Origin of the sequence: Microvirga sp. CF3016, from assembly GCF_036314085.1 — a bacterium.
GTDB lineage: Bacteria > Pseudomonadota > Alphaproteobacteria > Rhizobiales > Beijerinckiaceae > Microvirga.
This window is the reverse complement of sequence record NZ_JAYGGM010000003.1, coordinates 374731-392886: the sequence shown is the minus strand read 5'-3', so window position 1 is coordinate 392886 and position 18156 is coordinate 374731. Positions and strand designations below refer to the sequence as shown.

Genomic DNA, 18156 nt, shown 5'->3' with positions numbered 1-18156 from the left:
ACCGGGCGATGTCGTCGGCCAGCGAGATCACCCGCGACGACTTCGTCCCAGGCGCAGGCTCCAGCTCGTACAACGTCACCACAGGACCGGGATTGACCTTGGTGATGGCGCCGCGGACGCCGAAATCCTCGAGCGTGCCTTCGAGCAGGGCGGCGTTCTGCTCCAGGGCCTCGGCCGAGATCGTCGGGACCGACGGGCGCTTCGGCTCGGCGAGCAGGTTGAGCTGCGGCAGCTGGTAATTCTCTTCGTCGAGCAGGGAGGGCTGGGCCTCCCGGGCCATGCGCTTGCCGGGCTTGGGCGCGGCGGGAGCGGGACCCACCCGGGCCGGGCCGGGCTCCGGACGGGGAGCCGGACGCAACGGGGGCAGGTCGTCCCCGTCCCAGCCGGCCTCGTCCTCGTCATGCATGGGCACCGAAGCCGGCGCCGGGCGCGGACGCGGTGGACCGCCGTCGAGAACGGGCTCGCGGCGCAGGCCGGGTTCACGGGCCGGGCGCCGGGCTTGAGCAGGCGCTTCTTCGTAATCACCGCCATCGACGGCCAAGCGGCGGTTCTCCCGCCAGCGCCGGGCCGAGGCGCGCAGGCTCATGAACCCGTGGGCGAGGGCGCCCAGGGACACGATACCCCAGCCGGGCTCGTCCTGGCTGATCTCCTCGGCCTCGTCCCAGTCCTGGAGCTTGCGCCGCCGGACGGGCTGGCGTTCCTCGATCTCCTCCGGCTCCTCGTGGACGCGTCCCTCCTCGGGCCCGAGCCCGCAAGCGGCCGTGAGGCTGAAGATCGCGATGCCGGCGAACAGGAAGCCCAGGACGGCGCTGGCCGAGCCGCTGGACAGGCCGGTGATCGCCTTCGCGCCGGCCAGCACCGCATCGCCGACCACGCCGCCGAGACCCGTGGGCAGCGGCCAGCTCTGGGTCGGCGGCAGGGCGCTGGCCAGCGCCGTCGCGGCGCCCGCGCCGATGACCCAGAGGGCCAGGCGCAACTGCAGGCGGCCGAGATCGCCCGATTTCATGAGCCTCCAGCCCCAGAGCGCCAGGGGCAGCACGGCCGCGATGGCGCCGAGGCCCAGAAGCTGCATCAGCAGGTCGGCCACGATGGCGCCGGGCCAGCCGAGAAGATTGCGGACGGGAAGGTCGGTGGCGTTGTTGAGGCTCGGATCGTCCACCGACCAGGTGGCGAGCGCCACCGCCACTGCACCGGCGACCGCGATCAGGCACAGGCCCGTCAGCTCCTGCGCCCGGCGGGCGAGGAAAGCCCGAAAGGCGCTGAAGAGGCCATCATAGGCGGAAGAAGAACGGCGGGCCGTACGCATCAAACCACTCTAAAAAACCATGGGACGGGACAATGTTGCCAGGATGCTAGCCGGGCCGGGTTAAGGGTCCTTTAACCGTAAGCGCATCGGGCCGGGAAAAAGTGGTGCCGGTTTTCCGTTGTTGACGTTGGGCGTCCGAAAGACCAGTGTCCCGGCCATGACTCGCAGAGGCTCCCGAACCGGTTGGACCCGTGCCGCCATTGCGGCGGTGATGGCCTATGCGTTCGTGCTGCAGGCCCTGCTGCTGTCGGTCAGCGCTGCGTTCCATGCGGCGGCCGCCGCCGAGACGCAGGGGATCATCTGCCTGCAGGACGGCTCCTCCGCGCCGGACCAGGGACCGAAGAAGGCCCACGAGAACCTCTGCTGCACCCTGAGCTGCCACGGCTCCGGCACGGCAGGACCGGCTCCAGTCGCCGTCGTTCTCGACCGGACCGCGCCGATCGCCGTGACAGGCGACGGTTTTGCCGAAACGCCGCATCTGCGTCTCACGTCGAATGTCCTGCCCCTGGGATCGCGCGCCCCGCCGCGCCTCGGCTGACTGCCGCTCGATCCGATCCCACAGCATCTCTCAAGGACGTTCCTGATGACTTCGTCACGCTTCGGCGGCGCGCTGGCCGCTGCCGCTTTTCTGATTTCCGCTCCCGCTGTCGCCCATGTCACCTTCGAGAACGGACAGGCGAACCCGAATTCCACCTACAAGGCCGTATTGCGCATCCCGCATGGCTGCGACGGCAAGGCGACCCTCAAGGTGCGCGTGCGCATCCCGGAGGGAATCGTCGCCGTCAAGCCGATGCCGAAGGCCGGCTGGAAGCTGGAGACTACCAAGGGATCCTACGTGAAGGCCTATCAGGTCCACGGCGAGGCCGTGTCCGAGGGCGTGACGGACATCGTCTGGTCCGGCGCCCTGGAGGACGCCCATTACGACGAGTTCGTGTTCCAGGTCCGCTTCACCGATGCCTACCAGCCCGGCGCAACGGTGTACTTTCCGGTCGTGCAGGAATGCGACGGCGCGACCGAGGAATGGACCCAGGTGCCGGCGGCCGGCGAGGATCCGCACAGCCTGAGATCGCCCGCGCCCGGTGTGCGGATTGTGGGCGCTGCCACCGCCCCGCAGGTCGCGAAAGTCGGCCCGCTCACCGTCGAACAGCCCTGGTCGCGGGCGACGCCCGGCGGCGCCAAGGTCGGCGGCGGATACTTGCGCATCACCAATACCGGAACGGCGCCCGACCGCCTGATCGGCGGCTCGTTCCCGCTCGCCTCCAAGGTCGAGGTGCACGAGATGCGCATGGACGGCGACGTCATGCGCATGAAGCCGGTGGACGGCGGGCTCGAGATCAAGCCGGGCGCCACGGTGGAATTGAAGCCCGGCGGGTTCCATCTCATGTTCATGGACCTGAAGGAACCGCTGAAGGAGGGCCAGAGTGTCAAGGGCACCCTCAGCTTCGAGAAGGCGGGCACCATTGAGGTGGAATACACCGTGCGCGGCATGGGCGGCGCAGCGCCGGCCGAGCACAAGCATTAGAGCTGTTCCCATTGTCATGGAAACAACTCTCTTCTTTGGTGTGCCGCATTTCTTGACGGCGAACCGGATCCACTTCGCCGAACAATGCTCTAACGCAGGAGACGACCCATGAATCCCAGACGCCTCCTCGTGCCGCTCCTCGTCTTCACCACCGGGCTCCTGGTGCTGGTGGTGACGGCAGGCCTGCTCCTGTTCCCGTCCGGGCAGCAGCAGAGCGCCGGCAAGGTGCCGATCGGCGGCCCGTTCCGGCTCACCAGCCACGAGGGCAGGCCGTTCACGGACGAGAACCTGAAGGGCAAGCCCTTCGTGGTGTTCTTCGGCTTCACCCATTGCCCGGAGGTCTGCCCGACCACCCTCTATGATCTCACGCAGGACATGGCGGCTTTGGGCAAGGACGCCGAGAGGCTGCAGGCCGCCTTCATCACGGTGGATCCGGCGCGCGACACGCCGGAGCTGATGAAGACCTATCTCGCATCCTTCGATCCGCGCATCGTCGGCCTGTCGGGAACCGAGGAGGAGATCGCCGCAGCCGCGCGCGCCTACAAGATCTATTACCGCAAGGTCCCGACGGATGACGGCTACACCATGGACCACTCGGCGACCCTGTTCCTGATGGACAGCAAGGGTGAGTTCTACGGCACGTCGAACTTCCAGGAACCGGAGGAGACCCGGCGCTCCAAGCTGCGACAGCTCGTGAAGAACGGGTAGTGCTACTCTCACCGTCATCCCCGGGACAAGCCCGGGACGACGGCGGAGAGAAGTATCTAGAAAAACAAGAAAAGCCCCGGCCGTTCGGTCCGGGGCTTTTCCATTCGAGCCTCTGGAAGGCTTCGTTGCCGCAGCGCCCGAGCCGAGGGTCTCGACGCTCCCTCGGGCGCTGCGGAGTGTGGCTCAGTAGTTGTAGGCGCGCTCGCCGTGGTCCGCGAGGTCGAGGCCTTCGCGCTCCTGGTCCTGCGTGACGCGCAGGCCGACGATCAGGTCCGTGATCTTGTAGAGCACCACGGAGCCGATGCCGGTCCAGACGAGCGTAATGATCACGGCGATGAACTGCGTCCAGACCTGGCCGCCGATCGAGTACTCGCCGACGCCGTAGCCGCCGAGCGACGGGGCCGCCACGATGCCGGTGCCGATGGCCCCGATGATGCCGCCGACGCCGTGGATGCCGAAGACGTCGAGGGCGTCGTCATAGCCCAGGGCGTTCTTCACGCCCGTCACCGCGAAATAGCAGACCGCGCCGGCCACGAGACCGAGCACGATGGAGCCCATCGGGCCGGACAGGCCGGCGGCCGGCGTGATGGCCACGAGACCGGCGACGGCGCCCGACGCGATGCCGAGCAGCGAGGCCTTGCCCTTGCTCATCGCCTCCACGGTCATCCAGGCGAGGCCGGCGGCGGCCGGTGCCAGGATGGTGTTGATCAGCGCGAGAGCCGCGCCGCCCGTGGCCTCCAGGTTGGAGCCGGCGTTGAAGCCGAACCAGCCGACCCACAGAAGGCAGGCGCCGACGAAGGTGAGGGTCAGCGAGTGCGGGGCGAGGAGGTCGCGGCCGTAGCCGATGCGCTTGCCGATCAGCAGGGCGCCGATGAGGCCGGCCACGCCCGAGTTGATGTGAACCACCGTGCCGCCCGCGAAGTCGAGGGCGCCGAGGCTGAAGAGATAGCCTTCCGAGAACCACACCATGTGGGCGATCGGCAGGTACACGAAGGTCAGCCACAGGCCGGTGAACAGCATCACGGCCGAGAACTTGATGCGCTCGGCGAAGGCGCCGACGATCAGGGCCGGCGTGATGCACGCGAAGGTGAGCTGGAAGGCGATGAAGGTGAATTCCGGAATCGCCACGCCCTTGGTGAAGGTGTCGGCGGTGGAATCCGTGGTCACGCCGGCGAGGAACGCCTTGGAGAAGCCGCCGATGAAGGCGCCGATGCCCTCGCCGCCGGACGTGAAGGCGAGGGAGTAGCCATAGAACGCCCACAGGATCGACACGAGGGAGAACACCGCGAAGACCTGCATGAGCACCGAGAGCATGTTCTTGGTGCGCACGAGGCCGCCGTAGAAGAGGGCGAGGCCCGGGATCGTCATGAGGATCACGAGGATCGTCGACACGAGCATCCAGCTGGTGTCACCCTTGTTCACCGTGGGAGCCGCTGCGGCGGCATCCTGCGCCAGGGCCGGATCGAAGAGGGCGAGGCTTAGTCCCAGCGCACCGAGCGCCGGCAGGAGGAGAGGACGGAACTTCATCGGATTCGAACTCCGGAAAATCATCGAATAAATGGAATCAAAGGGCATCGACGTCGGTCTCGCCCGTGCGGATGCGGACCGCCTTTTCGAGCGAGGTGACGAAGATCTTGCCATCGCCGATCTGGCCCGTGCGCGCGGCCGCCGTGATCGCGTCGATCACCTGGTTCACCAGCTCGCTTGCGACGGCTACTTCGATCTTCAGCTTCGGCAGGAAGCTCACCGCATATTCGGCGCCGCGATAGATCTCGGTATGACCCTTCTGCCGTCCGTATCCCTTCACCTCGGTCACGGTGAGGCCGTGGACGCCGAGAGCGGTGAGCGCGTCGCGCACCTCTTCCAGCTTGAACGGCTTGATGACCGCCATCACGATTTTCATGGGTTTGGCCCCCTTCTTGAGACGCTGCCCGATCGCTCAGGCGGCGGTTTCCAACGTGAACCCGGCCTCGTGGACGGGTGTCGGGGGGATCTAGGCAAGAAGCATGCCAAGCCGGGCCCGCTCTAGGCGAGGGGACGCTGCCTCTTTCCTAGGCAGCACAAGCTGGGCTATAAAACAGTCTGTTTGATGAATTATGAGGCAGAACCGGTCAGGACAGGCGCTCGCGGATGAGCCCTTCCTGAGCAACTGACGCGACCAGGGTTCCGTCCTGCTTAAAAATGAGTCCGCGCGAGAAGCCGCGGGCGCCGCCGGCGCTGGGCGTGTCCTGCGCATAGAGCAGCCATTCGTCGGCCCGGAAGGGCCGGTGAAACCACATGGCATGGTCCAGGCTCGCCGGCTGGATCGCCGGATCGAACACCGTCCGGCCATGGGGGAAGAGGGACGTGTCGAGCAGCGTCATGTCCGACGCATAGGCCAACACGCATTGGTGGATCGCCGGATCGTCCGGCAGGCGGCCAAGGGTCTTGATCCAGACATGAAAGCGCGGCTCGCCCGGATCGCGGGAGGTGTAGCGCTTGATCTCCACCGGGCGGATTTCGAGCGGGCGCTCGCGCTCATAATAGGTGCGCATGGGCTCGGGCATCTGCAGGAGGAGCCGGCCCTTCACGTCCTCCTCGCTCGGCAGCTCGTCGGGGCCCGGCACCTTCGGCATCTCGGCCTGGTGCTCGAAGCCGTCCTCCTCTCGGTGGAACGAGGCCGACATGGCGAAGATCGCCTGCCCGTGCTGGACCGCGAGAACACGCCGGGTGCTGAAGCTCTTGCCGTCGCGGATGCGTTCCACTTCGTAGATGATCGGGATCTTGGGATCGCCCGGCAGCATGAAATAGCAATGGAGCGAATGGGGCGAGCGTCCATCGACCGTGCGGGTTGCGGCGACCAGCGCCTGTCCGATCACCTGTCCGCCGAACACGCGCTGCCATCCGCTCTTCGGGCTCTGACCCCGGAACAGGTTCACCTCGAGGGGTTCGAGATCGAGAATGGAAAGAAGATCGGTGACGGCATGGGACATGGGCTTCAAGGTCCTTCGATCGGCATCAGCCATCCATCGGTGACAGGCGCGAGAAGGTCAAGCTTGACGCTGGTCAATGGATCGCTGACACCCACCTATAACGTTGGAGAATGGGAGAAAGAGCGATGAGCGAAGCAACGGCCCTGGAACGACCGCGCATCGTCATCGCGGGCGGCGGGCTCGCGGGGCTGTCCCTGTCGCTGGCGCTGAAAAGGGCCCTCGCCGACGGGATCGACGTGGTCATGTGCGATCCGGCGCTCAGGCGCGACCCGCACGGGGACAAGCGCTCCTATGCCATCGCGGCCGCGGCGCGCCGGATGCTGGAGGCGCTCGGCGTCTGGGATCAGGTGGCGGACAGAGCGCAGCCCATCCTCGACATGGTGATCACCGACAGCCGCCTGCAGGACCCGGTGCGGCCGACCTTCCTCACCTTCGCGGGCGAGGTGGACGGCAACGAACCCTTCGCCCACATGATGACGGCGGGCGACCTGACCGCCGCCCTGCTGGATTCCTGCCGCGAGAGCGGCGTCGATCTGCGCGCCGAGGGGGTGAAAGGTTTCGCCGTCCGTGGCGCTCATACGGAGATCGCCCTGACGAACGGCGACAGCCTGCAGGCCTCGCTGCTCGTCGCCGCCGACGGGGCGCGGTCGCGCCTGCGCGAGCAGGCGGGCATCGGCTGGATCTCGTGGCCCTACCGGCAGTCCGGCATCGTGGCCACCATCGCCCACGAGCGCGACCACGAAGGCAAGGCCGTGGAGCACTTCCTGCCCTCCGGTCCGTTTGCGATCCTGCCCCTCAAGCCGGAGCCGCAAGAGGACGGCAGCGTCAGGCACCGCTCATCCATCGTCTGGACGGAGCGTGCCGAGAACGTGCCCGCCCTGCTCGAATCCCATCCCGAGGACCTGCTCATCGAGCTGGAGCGCCGCTTCGGGCTCCAGCTCGGCAAACTCAGCTTCGAAACCAAGCCGCAGGCCTTCCCGCTGTCCTTCGGCGTGGCCCGCTCCTTCGTGGCCGAGCGCCTGGCGCTCCTGGGCGATGCCGCCCACGTGATCCACCCGATCGCCGGCCAGGGGCTCAATCTCGGCCTGCACGATGCGGCGGCGCTCGCCGAGATCGTCACCGACGCCATGCGGCTCGGCATGGATCCGGGCGCGGCCGACGTGCTTGATCAGTACGAGCGGGCGCGGCGCACCGACATCACCACGATGGGCATGATGACGGACGGCCTCAACCGCCTGTTCTCGAACGACGTTCTGCCCGTGCGCCTGATCCGCGACCTGGGGCTCGGGCTCGTCGACCGGATGCCGGGCCTCAAGCGCTTCTTCATCCGCGAGGCGGCCGGGCTGCGCGAGCGGCAGCCGAGGCTGTTGAGAGGCGAGGGGCTGTAGAAGCTTTTCTCGAAACTCCTGAAGAGCCCCCATCCTGAGGGGATTGCGTCAGCAATCCGTCTCGAAGGACGAGGGCGTCTCCAGTGTTCTCTGGATCCTCCTTCGAGACGCCTGCTGCCCAGGCTCCTCAGGGTGAGGTCGGAGGTTGATGAGCCAGTCCCATTATGGGCTCCATGCTCTTCATCCCATCCTCAACCCACCCGGCCGTGTTCGTGCCGGCACTGGTCGTGATCGGCCAGCACCTGGATGATCCGGCATTCGCCCACCTGCCCGTGCTGGCAATCGTCGAGCATGTGCCGCAGCTCGGAGCGGAGAAGCTGCAGCTGGGCGATGCGGCGCTCGACGCTCTCCAGATGCCGGAGGACGATCCGGTCCGCGGGCTCGCAGGGCTGCTCCGGCTTGGCGCTCAGGCTCAGGAGCTCGCGGATCGCCTCACCTCGAAGCCGAGCTCCCGCGCGTGGCGGATGAAGCTGAGGCGGGACACGCCCCCGGCCCCGTAGCGGCGCTGCCGGCCTTCCGTCCGCGGCGGGACAGGGAGGAGGCCGATCTGCTCGTAATAACGGATGGTCGGCACCTTCACGGCGACCTGGCGAGACAGTTCTCCGATGGACAAATCCGTCATTTTTTCTTGAACCTCTAGTCGCTGGAGATTGTACGGTCCTGTCCGATTTAGGGAAAGGAGATTCGGATGAGCGACTCCTGCAGCCATCACCATGGAGCATGCTGCTCCTCGCACGAGCACCATGCCCATGAACCCGCGAGCCGTCCGGAGACGGGCCGCGGCCAGGGTCGGCGGCCTGCGGCTGCCACGGTGGCGTGCCGGTCTTCGACGGGGTCGACCTGCGCTACAAGCGGGTGCTCTGGACCGTGATCGCGATCAATGCCGCCCTGTTCGTCACGGAAATCGTGGCCGGCCATCTCGCGCGCTCGCAGGCCCTGCAGGCCGACGCCTTGGATTTCCTTGGCGATACGGTCACCTATGGCCTGAGTCTCGCGGTCATCGGTGCGTCCCTGCGCGTCCGCGCCACCGCCGCCCTGTTCCTGTCCTCTTCGGCGCAGATCCTGCGGCAGGCCTGGGCCGAGTATCGCGCCGGCGGGTCGGGCGCTCCCGTTCTGGCGGAATGACATCACGATGAGGGTCAAGCGGAATGCCTGACCTCCCTTCATTCCAAGAGGAGGTCGAGCCTTCCTTTCACATATGTAATAACGTAATATTGCGTCCGGTTTATTTCAGATTGTTGGGACGCATCCATGGCCAATCACGTTTATGAAACGATCGGCGATCTGCCGGCTGCCGGCGCCGAGGCCCTGATCCAGCTGTCGGACACGGATGAGGGAAACACCATCATCGACATGGCGCTCGAGGCCGCCAGCGGAACGGTCTTTCAAGCCTCGGGCAAGCAGCGCGTCACGGTCGGAAGCAACGGTTCCGTCCGGGGGGACATTTTCGGTCTGCACCTCAAGGACATCGAGAGCAGCGTCCTCAATAACGGCGTGATCGGCCAGATCGCGACTCCTCAAAGCGATTTCACGACGGATGTCGCCATCCGTTTTTCCGGGGCCGGACTGGGATCGGTGACGAATTTCCAGACGATCAAGGGCGCCATCGGGATCGAGATCGTCTCCACGTCGACCATGGCCAAGCTGGAGCTGCTCAATTCCGGTACGATCGAAACGACGGGCGTTGCCGTTGTCGGCGGCAAAGGCGGCGACCGGATCGTCAATACGGGCGCCCTCAAGACCACCGCCGCCACGAACGAAGCCGCTGTCGTGGATCTGGGAGCCGGTGACGACCTCTATGACGGCCGGTCGGGATTGGTCGTCGGCCTCATCGCGCTGGGAGACGACAATGATATCGCCTATGGCGGTATCGGCAGCGAGATATTCTCCGGCGGAAAAGGGAGCAACGTCATCGACGGCGGAGGAGGTGACGACACCTTCCTCATCGGCGACGGATCCGACACCATCAATGGCGCCGGCGGCACCGATACGGTGGATTATTCCAGCGTCACGTGGACATCGACCCCGCCTGGCGGCTTTACCATCAACCTGACGTCTGGCTCGGCCTTCGGCAACGGATACTCGGACACGCTCAGCAATATCGAGCACGTCATCGGAAGCGATCGCGCGGACACGATCACGGGCAATTTCCTCGCCAACAGCATCAAAGGCGGCGACGGCGACGATACCCTGGACGGCGGATCCGCCGACGACACCCTGGACGGCGGCAACGGCAACAACACCGTAAAATTTTCGGGCTCGACGGCCGTGATTGTGGATCTCTCGATCGTGCAGCCTCAGGCCACAGGCTACGGCAGCGACAAGCTCATCAACATCCAGAACCTGGAAGGCGGCTCCGGAGGCGATCGGCTCACGGGCGATCAGCAGGCCAACCGTCTCGACGGCAACAGCGGCACCGATACCCTCCTCGGCAAGGAAGGCGCCGACACGCTCCAGGGTGAGTCCGGCGACGATACGCTCGAGGGCGGCGCGGGCAACGACACCCTCGACGGCGGGAGCGGCACGGATACGGCAGTCTTCTCCGGTCCACGGGCCCGCTACAGCATCGTGACCACCCCTGAGGGGATCACGATCACCGACACGGCCGGACAGGACGGCGTCGATCTGCTCAAGGACGTCCGGTTCGCCAAGTTCGGCGGTCAGACGGTCGCACTCATCAACGGCAACCCGACGAGCATCTCGCCCTCCAGCGCCAGCGTGTCGGAGAGCGCCGCCATCGGGGCGACGGTGGCGACGTTCTTCGGCTCCGATCCCGACGGCGACAGCCTGACCTACAGCCTGGTGTCGGATGCAGGAGGCCTGTTCGGCATCAGCGACGGCAAGCTCACCGTCAGGAACGCTCTCAACTACGAGAGCGCGACGCAGCACACGGTCACCGTCAAGGCTTCCGACGGCTGGGGCGGAGAGTTCGTCAAGACCCTGACGATCACCGTCAGGAACAACGCGACCGAGACGACGCCGATCATCAAGTCAGGCACGATCGGCAACGACCAGCTCGTAGGCGAATCGGGCAACGATCGCCTTTCCGGCCTGGAGGGCAACGACACGCTCTTCGGCGAGATCGGCGCCGACACGCTGATCGGAGGCGCAGGCAACGACACCCTTATCGGCGGGGACGGCAGCGACATCTTCGTATTCGACAAGAAGCCGAGCGCGAAGTCGAACCTCGACTATGTCCAGGATTTCGTCCCGAAGGACGACGTCATTCATCTGTCGAAGAGCGCTTTTTCCAAGATCTCCAAAGGGGGGACGTTGTCGAAAAAGGCTTTCGTCGTCGGCGATCACTTCAAGGACAAGGACGACCGGATCCTGTACCTCAAGAGCGCCGGCGCGCTCTTCTACGATCCGGATGGGTCCGGCTCCGCAAAGGCGGTCCAGTTCGCCACCATCACGAGGAAGCTCGCGATCTCGCACAAGGACTTCTTCATCATCTGATGAGCCTATCGGGCTTAACAAAAAACCCGGCTCAGGAGACGAGCCGGGTCAGATGCTTCGGCGGCAGCGAAAACGCCGGTTGCCGCCTTTTGCCGGTGCGACTTACTTCTTGGCGCGCTCGATCGCCTCGACGATCAGGCGGCGGGCCTCCTCGGCGTCGCCCCAGCGGATGATCTTGGCCCATTTGCCGGGCTCGAGATCCTTGTAGTGCTCGAAGAAGTGCTCGATCTGCTTGATGGTGATCTCGGGCAGATCCGTATAGGTCGCGACCCGGTCGTAGCGCTGGGTCAGCTTGCTCGACGGCACGGCGATGATCTTCTCGTCCTGGCCGCCATCATCCTCCATCACGAGAACGCCCACGGGTCGCACGTTGATGACGGCGCCCGGCGCGATGGCGCGGGTGTTGGCCACCAGCACGTCGCAGGGATCGCCGTCGCCCGAAAGGGTATGGGGGATGAAGCCGTAGTTCCCGGGATACCGCATGGAGGTGTAGAGGAAGCGGTCGACGAAGAGCGTGCCGGATTCCTTGTCCATCTCGTACTTGATGGGCTCGCCGCCGAGCGGCACTTCGATCACGACATTCACGTCGTCCGGCGGGTTCTTTCCAATCTTGATCGCGTCAAGGCGCATAGAGCTGTTCTCCGGAACCGGGCTTGAAGCATTTTCCCGGGTGAGCGGTCCTGCCATGCAGGAGACGCCCTCACGCCGATGAAAATGCGGCAAAAGCGAGACTTGAGAGCGGCTTAGGCCCAATGGCCCGGTGGCCGCTCCTGAAGCTTCGACGCTTCACTAGCCGGATGAGGCTCCGGCAACAAGGACCGGAAGCCTGATTTTTCGGGCTTTTCGCGGAAACAAGGTCTCGGATGTCAGCGGAACAGATAGGCGACCTTGGCGAGGGGCGTTCCGCCGATGCGCTCCTCGACGCGGGCGATCGTGCGCCCGCCCATGCTCTCGTAGAAGGCGCAGGCGCGCTCGTTGTCCTGAAGAGCCCAGACGACGATCCTGTCCATCTCCCGTGCCTTGAGGTCGTTGCGCACCGCATTGAACAGGCGCCGCCCGAAGCCGATGCCCTGGTATTCCGGCAGCAGGTAGAGCTCGTCGATCTCCCCGCTCGCCGGCAGAGACCGGTCGCGGCAGCGGCCGTAGGACGCATAGCCGACCGCGCCCTGGCCTAGATCGAGCACCACGAGCGGCCGCCCGCGCGACACGGTGGAGCGCCACCAGCGCGGGCTGCGCCGGGAGAACATCTTCTCCAGGGTCACGCCGGGAATGATCCCGAGATAGGCCTCGCGCCAAGCCGCATCGAAGACCTTGGCGAGCGCCGCGGCGTCGTCGGGTCTTGCGTGACGGATACTGACGAGAAGGTCGCTCATGGCTTCGGCAAAAGGGTTGGCGGCAATGGATTCACTTTCCGCAGGAAAGGGTTAACGGCGGCTTAACGAAATGGGGAGACCGACGGCAAAAGCGTGGCTTTTTAAGCGAAATCGAAGGATCGGAGGACGGTCCAAGGTGACGCAAGGCCGATGGGAGGGCGATCGCCGGTCTCCGGGCCACGAGGGCTGGGTCCCCTCTATCAGGAGAGTTGTTCGACAGGGCCGGAGTCCTATATTGCCGCAGCGTAAACACGTTATTACGTAGCGAAATGTGCCGGGGCGCACCGCGGCCGGTCCCTCAGGCCGCTACGTTGGCAGGAACAGACGCGAAGGGTGCGACACAGGAATTCGTGTCTCGTCCGGTCGCACGACAGCACATCTGGGAGATCGTTCATGGCTCTTACACTCAACCTCCTCTCCTTCACGCGCCCGACCGGCGCCGACATCATCGTGCGGGAGACCCAATCGCAGCTCAGAGTCCCAGGCAACGACCAGAGCTTCCGGGCCAAGTTCACGCCGGACGGGCACTACAGCATATTCTACAGCTTCGCCGACACCCTCGTCCCGGGCGACTTCAACAACCAGCTCGACATCTTCCGCAAGAACCTCAAGACCGGCGAGATCATCCGCGTGTCGACCAGCGAGGGCAATACGCAGCTCTCCGCCGGCGTTCCGACGACCGCCTGGAATCTCGATATCAGTCCCGACGGCCGCTACGTCCTGTTCTCCACCACGACGCCACTCAACGAGAACGACAACGGTCGCGAAGACGTGTATATGAAGGATCTGGTGACCCAGGCGATCACCCGCATCGCCGGCGGCGGCGGCGCCTTGGAGCCTTTCAACGGCGTCTTCGTGGAAACCTACAAGGGCAGCGCCAGTGCGCGCTTCAGCCCCGACGGCAAATACGTGGTCTTCGAAAGCAGTCGACTCGTCCACCGCGCCGACCCCAACGACCCCAACGATCGCTATCAGACCGACGTCTTCCGCAAGAACCTGGCCACCGGCCAGATCGATCGCATCTCCGTTGGGCCCAATAATGAGCAGGGTGCAGGCTCCAGCTGGGATGCCAAATACACACCGGACGGCCGGTACGTGATTTTCTCCAGCATAGGGTTCGGCTCGGGCAATTACCAGAGCACCACGCAGATCCTGCGCAAGGACCTGCAGACCGGCGCGCTCCACGTGGTCTCCGCGAGTGCAGAGGGCGCATTGGGTGGAGATCACAGCCTGGACGCGCAAATCAGCGCCGACGGCCGCTACGTGGTCTTCGCAAGCATGGCCCGGAAGCTCGTGCCAGGCGAGGACACCAACGAGGCCTACGACATCTTCCGCAAGGACCTCCATACCGGCGCCATCGTGCGGGTGTCCACGAGCCGGACCGGCGAGCTGAGCGACTACAAGGGGCATAGCCAAGCGCCGCAGATCAGCCCGGATGGCCGCTACATCATCTTCGAGAGCAAGGCCAAGAACCTGGTGCCGAACGACACCAATAATGCCCAGGACATCTTCCGCAAGGATATGATGACCGGCGAGATCGTGCGCCTCTCCGCCACCGCCACCGGCGCGCAGGGACAGGGCACCGCCACCGACGCCGACAGCTACAATCCGCGCTTCAGCGCCGACGGGCGTTATGTCACTTTCGACAGCTTCAGCGGCCTCGTGCCCCACGACACCAACATCCGCGACGTGTTTCTCGTCGATACCCTGCTGAAGGACAATTTCGGGGCCGTCCTTGCCCAGCAATTCGTCGAATTGTCCTTCGGCGTCGGTCAGGCCTCCTCCGTCAGCATCGCTTGGGGCGACGGGACGAGCAGCACCGTCGTCCCTGCGGGCGGCGTCGCATCCTTCAGCCACATCTATGCCACTCCCGGCACCAAGACGGCCGTCGTGACCGTCAGCGAAGGCGGGCAGACCAAGTCCGTGTCCTATTCGGTGGATCTGGCATCGGGCCAGATTGCCCGTAGCACGACGACCGACACGCAGACGGGCAACACCGGCGCGGACGTGCTGACCGGCGATGCCTTCGGCAACACCTTGTCCGGAGGCTCCGGCAACGACGTTCTGAGCGGGCTGGACGGTCATGACAGGCTCTTGGGAGGCGACGGCAAGGACATTCTCGCGGGCGGTGCCGGTAATGACACGCTCGGGGGTGGTGCGGGCACCGACAAGCTCTACGGCATGAAGGGCGCGGCGAGCCGGGACGCATTCGTGTTCGACACCAAGCTGACGAGCAAGAGCGTGGCCACCAAGAACAAGGACGTCATCTACGATTTCGGGCCGAAATACGATGCGATCTACCTCGACGACGCGGCGTTCACGAACCGGACGATCGCGAAGTACCTGAAGGGCAAGGGCGCGGGGCTCGACCATGCGTACAAGATGAAGAGCAGCTATGTTCGACTTGGCGACAAGGCGCTCGACCGGGACGATTTCTTTGTCGTCAAGAAGGTGAAGTCGACCGAGGTCAAGCTGTACTGGGACGCGGACGGTTCCGGCTCGAAATCGATGCTGGAGATCGGCACCGTGAAGCTCCAGAAGGGCGAGGGGACGAGCCTCTCCTACAAGGACTTCCTCTTCATCTGAACGAAAGGGAGCGGTTCCTGCGAACCGCTCCTTGTGTCAAGTCCGGCCCGCTCCTCATGTGAAGAGCGGGCGCTTTGTTATGCGTGTCTTACGCCGCGAGCTGGCGCAGGACGTAGTGCAGGATGCCGCCGTTGCGGAAGTACTCGACCTCCTCCAGCGTATCGATGCGGCAATGCACCGGCACCTTGCGCACCGAGCCGTCGGCGGAGGTGACCTCCATCTCCATGCGCTGGCGCGGCTTCAGCTCGCCGGCCAGGCCCTTGATGGTGATGGTCTCGTCGCCCTTCAGGCCGAGCGTCTCCCAGGACGTGCCCTGCTCGAACACGAAGGGGGCCACGCCCATGCCGACCAGGTTCGAGCGGTGGATGCGCTCGAAGCTCTCGGCGATGACGGCGCGCACGCCCAGAAGGTTCGTGCCCTTGGCCGCCCAGTCGCGGGACGAGCCGGTGCCGTATTCCTTGCCGGCGAGGACCACGAGCGGAACGCCTTCCGCCTTGTAGCGCATGGCGGCGTCGTAGATGAACATCCGCTCTCGGCTAGGCTGGTGGATGGTGTAGCCGCCCTCGACCACGTGGCCGCTCTCGTCCTTCACCATCTGGTTCTTGATGCGGATGTTGGCGAAGGTGCCGCGCATCATGACCTCGTGGTTGCCGCGACGGGTGCCGTACTGGTTGAAGTCGGCGACGCGCACCTGATGCGACTGCAGGTATTCGCCGGCCGGGGAGGCGGCGCGGATATTGCCCGCAGGCGAGATGTGGTCGGTGGTGATCGAATCCTGGAAGAGGCCGAGGATGCGCGCGTTCAGGATGTCCGTGACGGGCTTCGGCTCCTTGGTCATGCCCTCGAAATAAGGCGGGTTCTGCACATAAGTCGACCCCATGTCCCACTCGTAGGTGAGCCCAGGCTCGAAGGTGACCTTCCTCCAGTTCTCGTCGCCCGTGAACACGTCCGCGTAGCGGGTCTTGAACAGCTCGCTCGTGATCGTGCGGTCGATGAACTCCTGCACCTCCACGGACGAGGGCCAAATGTCCTTCAGGTACACCGGCTTCCCATCCGAGCCCGTGCCGAGGGGATCGTTGACCAGGTCCACCAGCATGGAGCCGGCGAGCGCGTAGGCCACCACCAGCGGCGGCGAGGCGAGGTAGTTGGCGCGCACGTCCGGGTTGACGCGGCCCTCGAAGTTGCGGTTGCCCGACAGCACCGACACGGCCACGAGGTCGTTGTCGTTGATCGCCTTCGAGATGTTCTCCGGCAGCGGACCGGAATTGCCGATGCAGGTGGTGCAGCCGAAGCCGACGAGGTTGAAGCCGAGCGCATCGAGGTCGCCCTGCAGGCCGGCCTTCCTAAAATATTCCTCGACGATCTGCGATCCAGGCGCGAGCGAGGTCTTCACCCACGGCTTGGAGGTGAGGCCCTTCTTCACCGCGTTGCGGGCGAGGAGCCCTGCGCCGATCATCACGCTCGGGTTCGAGGTGTTGGTGCAGGAGGTGATGGCCGCGATCACCACATCGCCGTGGCCGAGATCGTAGTTGGCGTCGTCCACCTTCACGCGCTTGCCGATCTCGCCGGCCTTGCGGAACTCCTTCTCCATGGCGCCGAGGAACTCGGTCTTGGAGGTGTCGAGGGTCACGCGGTCCTGCGGGCGCTTGGGGCCTGCGAGGGACGGAACCACGTCGCCGAGGTCGAGCTCGAGGGTGTCGGTGAAGACCGGGTCCGCCATGTCGGGGGTGAGCCACATCCCTTGAGCCTTGGCATAGGCCTCGACGAGGGCGACGCGCTCATCGGTGCGGCTCGTGGTGCGCAGGTAATCGATGGTCTTGGCATCGACCGGGAAGAAGCCGCAGGTGGCGCCGTATTCGGGCGCCATGTTGCCGATGGTCGAGCGGTCGGCCACCGTCATGTCGGTGAGGCCGGGGCCGTAGAATTCCACGAACTTGCCGACCACGCCCTTCTTGCGCAGCATCTGGGTGACGGTGAGCACGAGATCGGTGGCGGTCACGCCCTCACGCAGCTTGCCGGTGAGCTTGAAGCCGATCACCTCGGGGATGAGCATGGAGACCGGCTGGCCGAGCATGGCGGCCTCCGCCTCGATGCCGCCCACGCCCCAGCCGAGAACCGCGAGGCCGTTGACCATGGTGGTGTGCGAATCGGTGCCGACCAGGGTGTCCGGATAGGCCACTTCCTCGCCGGTCGCCGTGTCCTTGCGGGTCCAGACGGTCTGGGAGAGGAATTCCAGGTTGACCTGGTGGCAGATGCCGGTGCCGGGAGGAACGACGGAGAAGTTCTCGAAGGCGGTCTGGCCCCACTTGAGGAAACGGTAGCGCTCGCCGTTGCGCTGGTATTCCAGCTCCACGTTGCGGTCGAAGGCCTTCGGGGTGCCGAACTCGTCGACGATCACCGAGTGGTCGATGACGAGGTCGACGGGCACGAGCGGGTTGATCTTGCGCGGGTCGCCGCCGAGGTTCTTCATGGCGTCGCGCATGGCGGCCAAGTCCACCACGGCCGGAACGCCGGTGAAGTCCTGCATCAGGACGCGGGCCGGCCGGTAGGCGATTTCCTTCTCGTCCTTGCCCTTGTTGTCGAGCCAGGCGGCCACGGCCTCGATATCGGCCTTGGTGACCGTGCGGCCGTCCTCGTAGCGGAGCAGGTTCTCGAGCAGCACCTTCATCGAGAAGGGCAGCTTCGAGGCGCCTTTGAGGCCGTTCTTCTCGGCCTCGACGAGGGAGTAATAGGTGTAGGACTTGTCACCGACCTTGAGGGTCTGGCGGGCATTGAAGCTGTTGTTGAGCGTCACGGCGAATCCTCGCGTGCATTTGGGTTACGAACATGTGTTCGGCCGAAAGCG

13 protein-coding genes and 2 pseudogenes are annotated in these 18156 nt (G+C 65.3%); 7 read left to right on the top strand and 8 right to left on the bottom strand.

Features of this window, described 5'->3' with window-relative positions; all coding sequences use genetic code 11:
* Positions 1 to 1306: DNA translocase FtsK 4TM domain-containing protein (locus tag VB672_RS06415; RefSeq protein ID WP_329783334.1), on the bottom strand; the 1306-nt coding region annotated here is incomplete at its 3' end.
* Between the two features lie 157 nt (positions 1307 to 1463).
* Between VB672_RS06415 and VB672_RS06410 the strand changes: the two genes are divergently transcribed.
* From VB672_RS06410 to VB672_RS06400, 3 genes are all read left to right on the top strand, one after another.
* Positions 1464 to 1844, top strand: a complete 381-nt coding sequence (locus VB672_RS06410; RefSeq protein ID WP_329783333.1) for a hypothetical protein — start codon at positions 1464 to 1466, stop codon at positions 1842 to 1844.
* 45 nt (positions 1845 to 1889) lie between these two features.
* Positions 1890 to 2828 (top strand): DUF1775 domain-containing protein, encoded by a 939-nt coding sequence (locus tag VB672_RS06405; protein ID WP_329783332.1) that lies wholly within the window; start codon positions 1890 to 1892, stop codon positions 2826 to 2828.
* 108 nt (positions 2829 to 2936) lie between these two features.
* A complete protein-coding gene (locus tag VB672_RS06400) occupies positions 2937 to 3536 on the top strand; it encodes an SCO family protein (RefSeq protein WP_329783331.1) in 600 nt (199 codons plus the stop codon).
* A 183-nt stretch (positions 3537 to 3719) separates the two neighbouring features.
* On the opposite strand, the gene VB672_RS06395 is transcribed toward VB672_RS06400, so the two are convergent.
* The 3 genes from VB672_RS06395 to tesB all read right to left on the bottom strand — a co-directional run bounded on the left by VB672_RS06395 (position 3720) and on the right by tesB (position 6508).
* Positions 3720 to 5063 carry an ammonium transporter gene (locus VB672_RS06395; RefSeq protein WP_329783330.1) on the bottom strand — a complete coding sequence of 448 codons (1344 nt, stop codon included), beginning with the start codon at positions 5061 to 5063 and terminating at the stop codon, positions 3720 to 3722.
* A 37-nt stretch (positions 5064 to 5100) separates the two neighbouring features.
* Positions 5101 to 5439, bottom strand: a complete 339-nt coding sequence (locus tag VB672_RS06390; RefSeq protein ID WP_329783329.1) for a P-II family nitrogen regulator — start codon at positions 5437 to 5439, stop codon at positions 5101 to 5103.
* A 208-nt stretch (positions 5440 to 5647) separates the two neighbouring features.
* Positions 5648 to 6508 carry an acyl-CoA thioesterase II gene (gene tesB / locus VB672_RS06385; protein ID WP_329783328.1) on the bottom strand — a complete coding sequence of 287 codons (861 nt, stop codon included), beginning with the start codon at positions 6506 to 6508 and terminating at the stop codon, positions 5648 to 5650.
* Positions 6509 to 6633: 125 nt separating this feature from the next.
* Between tesB and VB672_RS06380 the strand changes: the two genes are divergently transcribed.
* Positions 6634 to 7896: a ubiquinone biosynthesis hydroxylase gene (locus VB672_RS06380; RefSeq protein WP_329783327.1), complete on the top strand. Its 1263-nt coding sequence runs from the start codon at positions 6634 to 6636 to the stop codon at positions 7894 to 7896.
* Positions 7897 to 8087: 191 nt separating this feature from the next.
* Here VB672_RS06380 and VB672_RS06375 read toward each other — a convergent pair.
* Positions 8088 to 8518: pseudogene (locus VB672_RS06375) on the bottom strand (MerR family transcriptional regulator).
* Between the two features lie 66 nt (positions 8519 to 8584).
* On the opposite strand from VB672_RS06375, the pseudogene VB672_RS22600 reads away from it, so the two are divergent.
* Both VB672_RS22600 and VB672_RS06365 read left to right on the top strand, forming a co-directional pair.
* Positions 8585 to 8961 (top strand): annotated as a pseudogene (locus VB672_RS22600) (cation transporter); the annotation flags it as partial.
* Positions 8962 to 9147: 186 nt separating this feature from the next.
* A complete protein-coding gene (locus VB672_RS06365) occupies positions 9148 to 11352 on the top strand; it encodes a M10 family metallopeptidase C-terminal domain-containing protein (protein WP_329783326.1) in 2205 nt (734 codons plus the stop codon).
* A 102-nt stretch (positions 11353 to 11454) separates the two neighbouring features.
* Here the strand turns inward: VB672_RS06365 and ppa are convergent, their stop codons facing one another.
* Positions 11455 to 11982 carry an inorganic diphosphatase gene (ppa, locus tag VB672_RS06360; protein WP_329783325.1) on the bottom strand — a complete coding sequence of 176 codons (528 nt, stop codon included), beginning with the start codon at positions 11980 to 11982 and terminating at the stop codon, positions 11455 to 11457.
* A gap of 236 nt (positions 11983 to 12218) precedes the next feature.
* Positions 12219 to 12725: a GNAT family N-acetyltransferase gene (locus tag VB672_RS06355; protein ID WP_329783324.1), complete on the bottom strand. Its 507-nt coding sequence runs from the start codon at positions 12723 to 12725 to the stop codon at positions 12219 to 12221.
* Positions 12726 to 13118: 393 nt separating this feature from the next.
* On the opposite strand from VB672_RS06355, the gene VB672_RS06350 reads away from it, so the two are divergent.
* Positions 13119 to 15311 carry a hypothetical protein gene (locus tag VB672_RS06350; RefSeq protein ID WP_329783323.1) on the top strand — a complete coding sequence of 731 codons (2193 nt, stop codon included), beginning with the start codon at positions 13119 to 13121 and terminating at the stop codon, positions 15309 to 15311.
* An 88-nt stretch (positions 15312 to 15399) separates the two neighbouring features.
* Here the strand turns inward: VB672_RS06350 and acnA are convergent, their stop codons facing one another.
* Positions 15400 to 18105: an aconitate hydratase AcnA gene (gene acnA / locus VB672_RS06345; protein ID WP_329783322.1), complete on the bottom strand. Its 2706-nt coding sequence runs from the start codon at positions 18103 to 18105 to the stop codon at positions 15400 to 15402.
* Between the last annotated feature and the right edge of the window lie 51 nt (positions 18106 to 18156).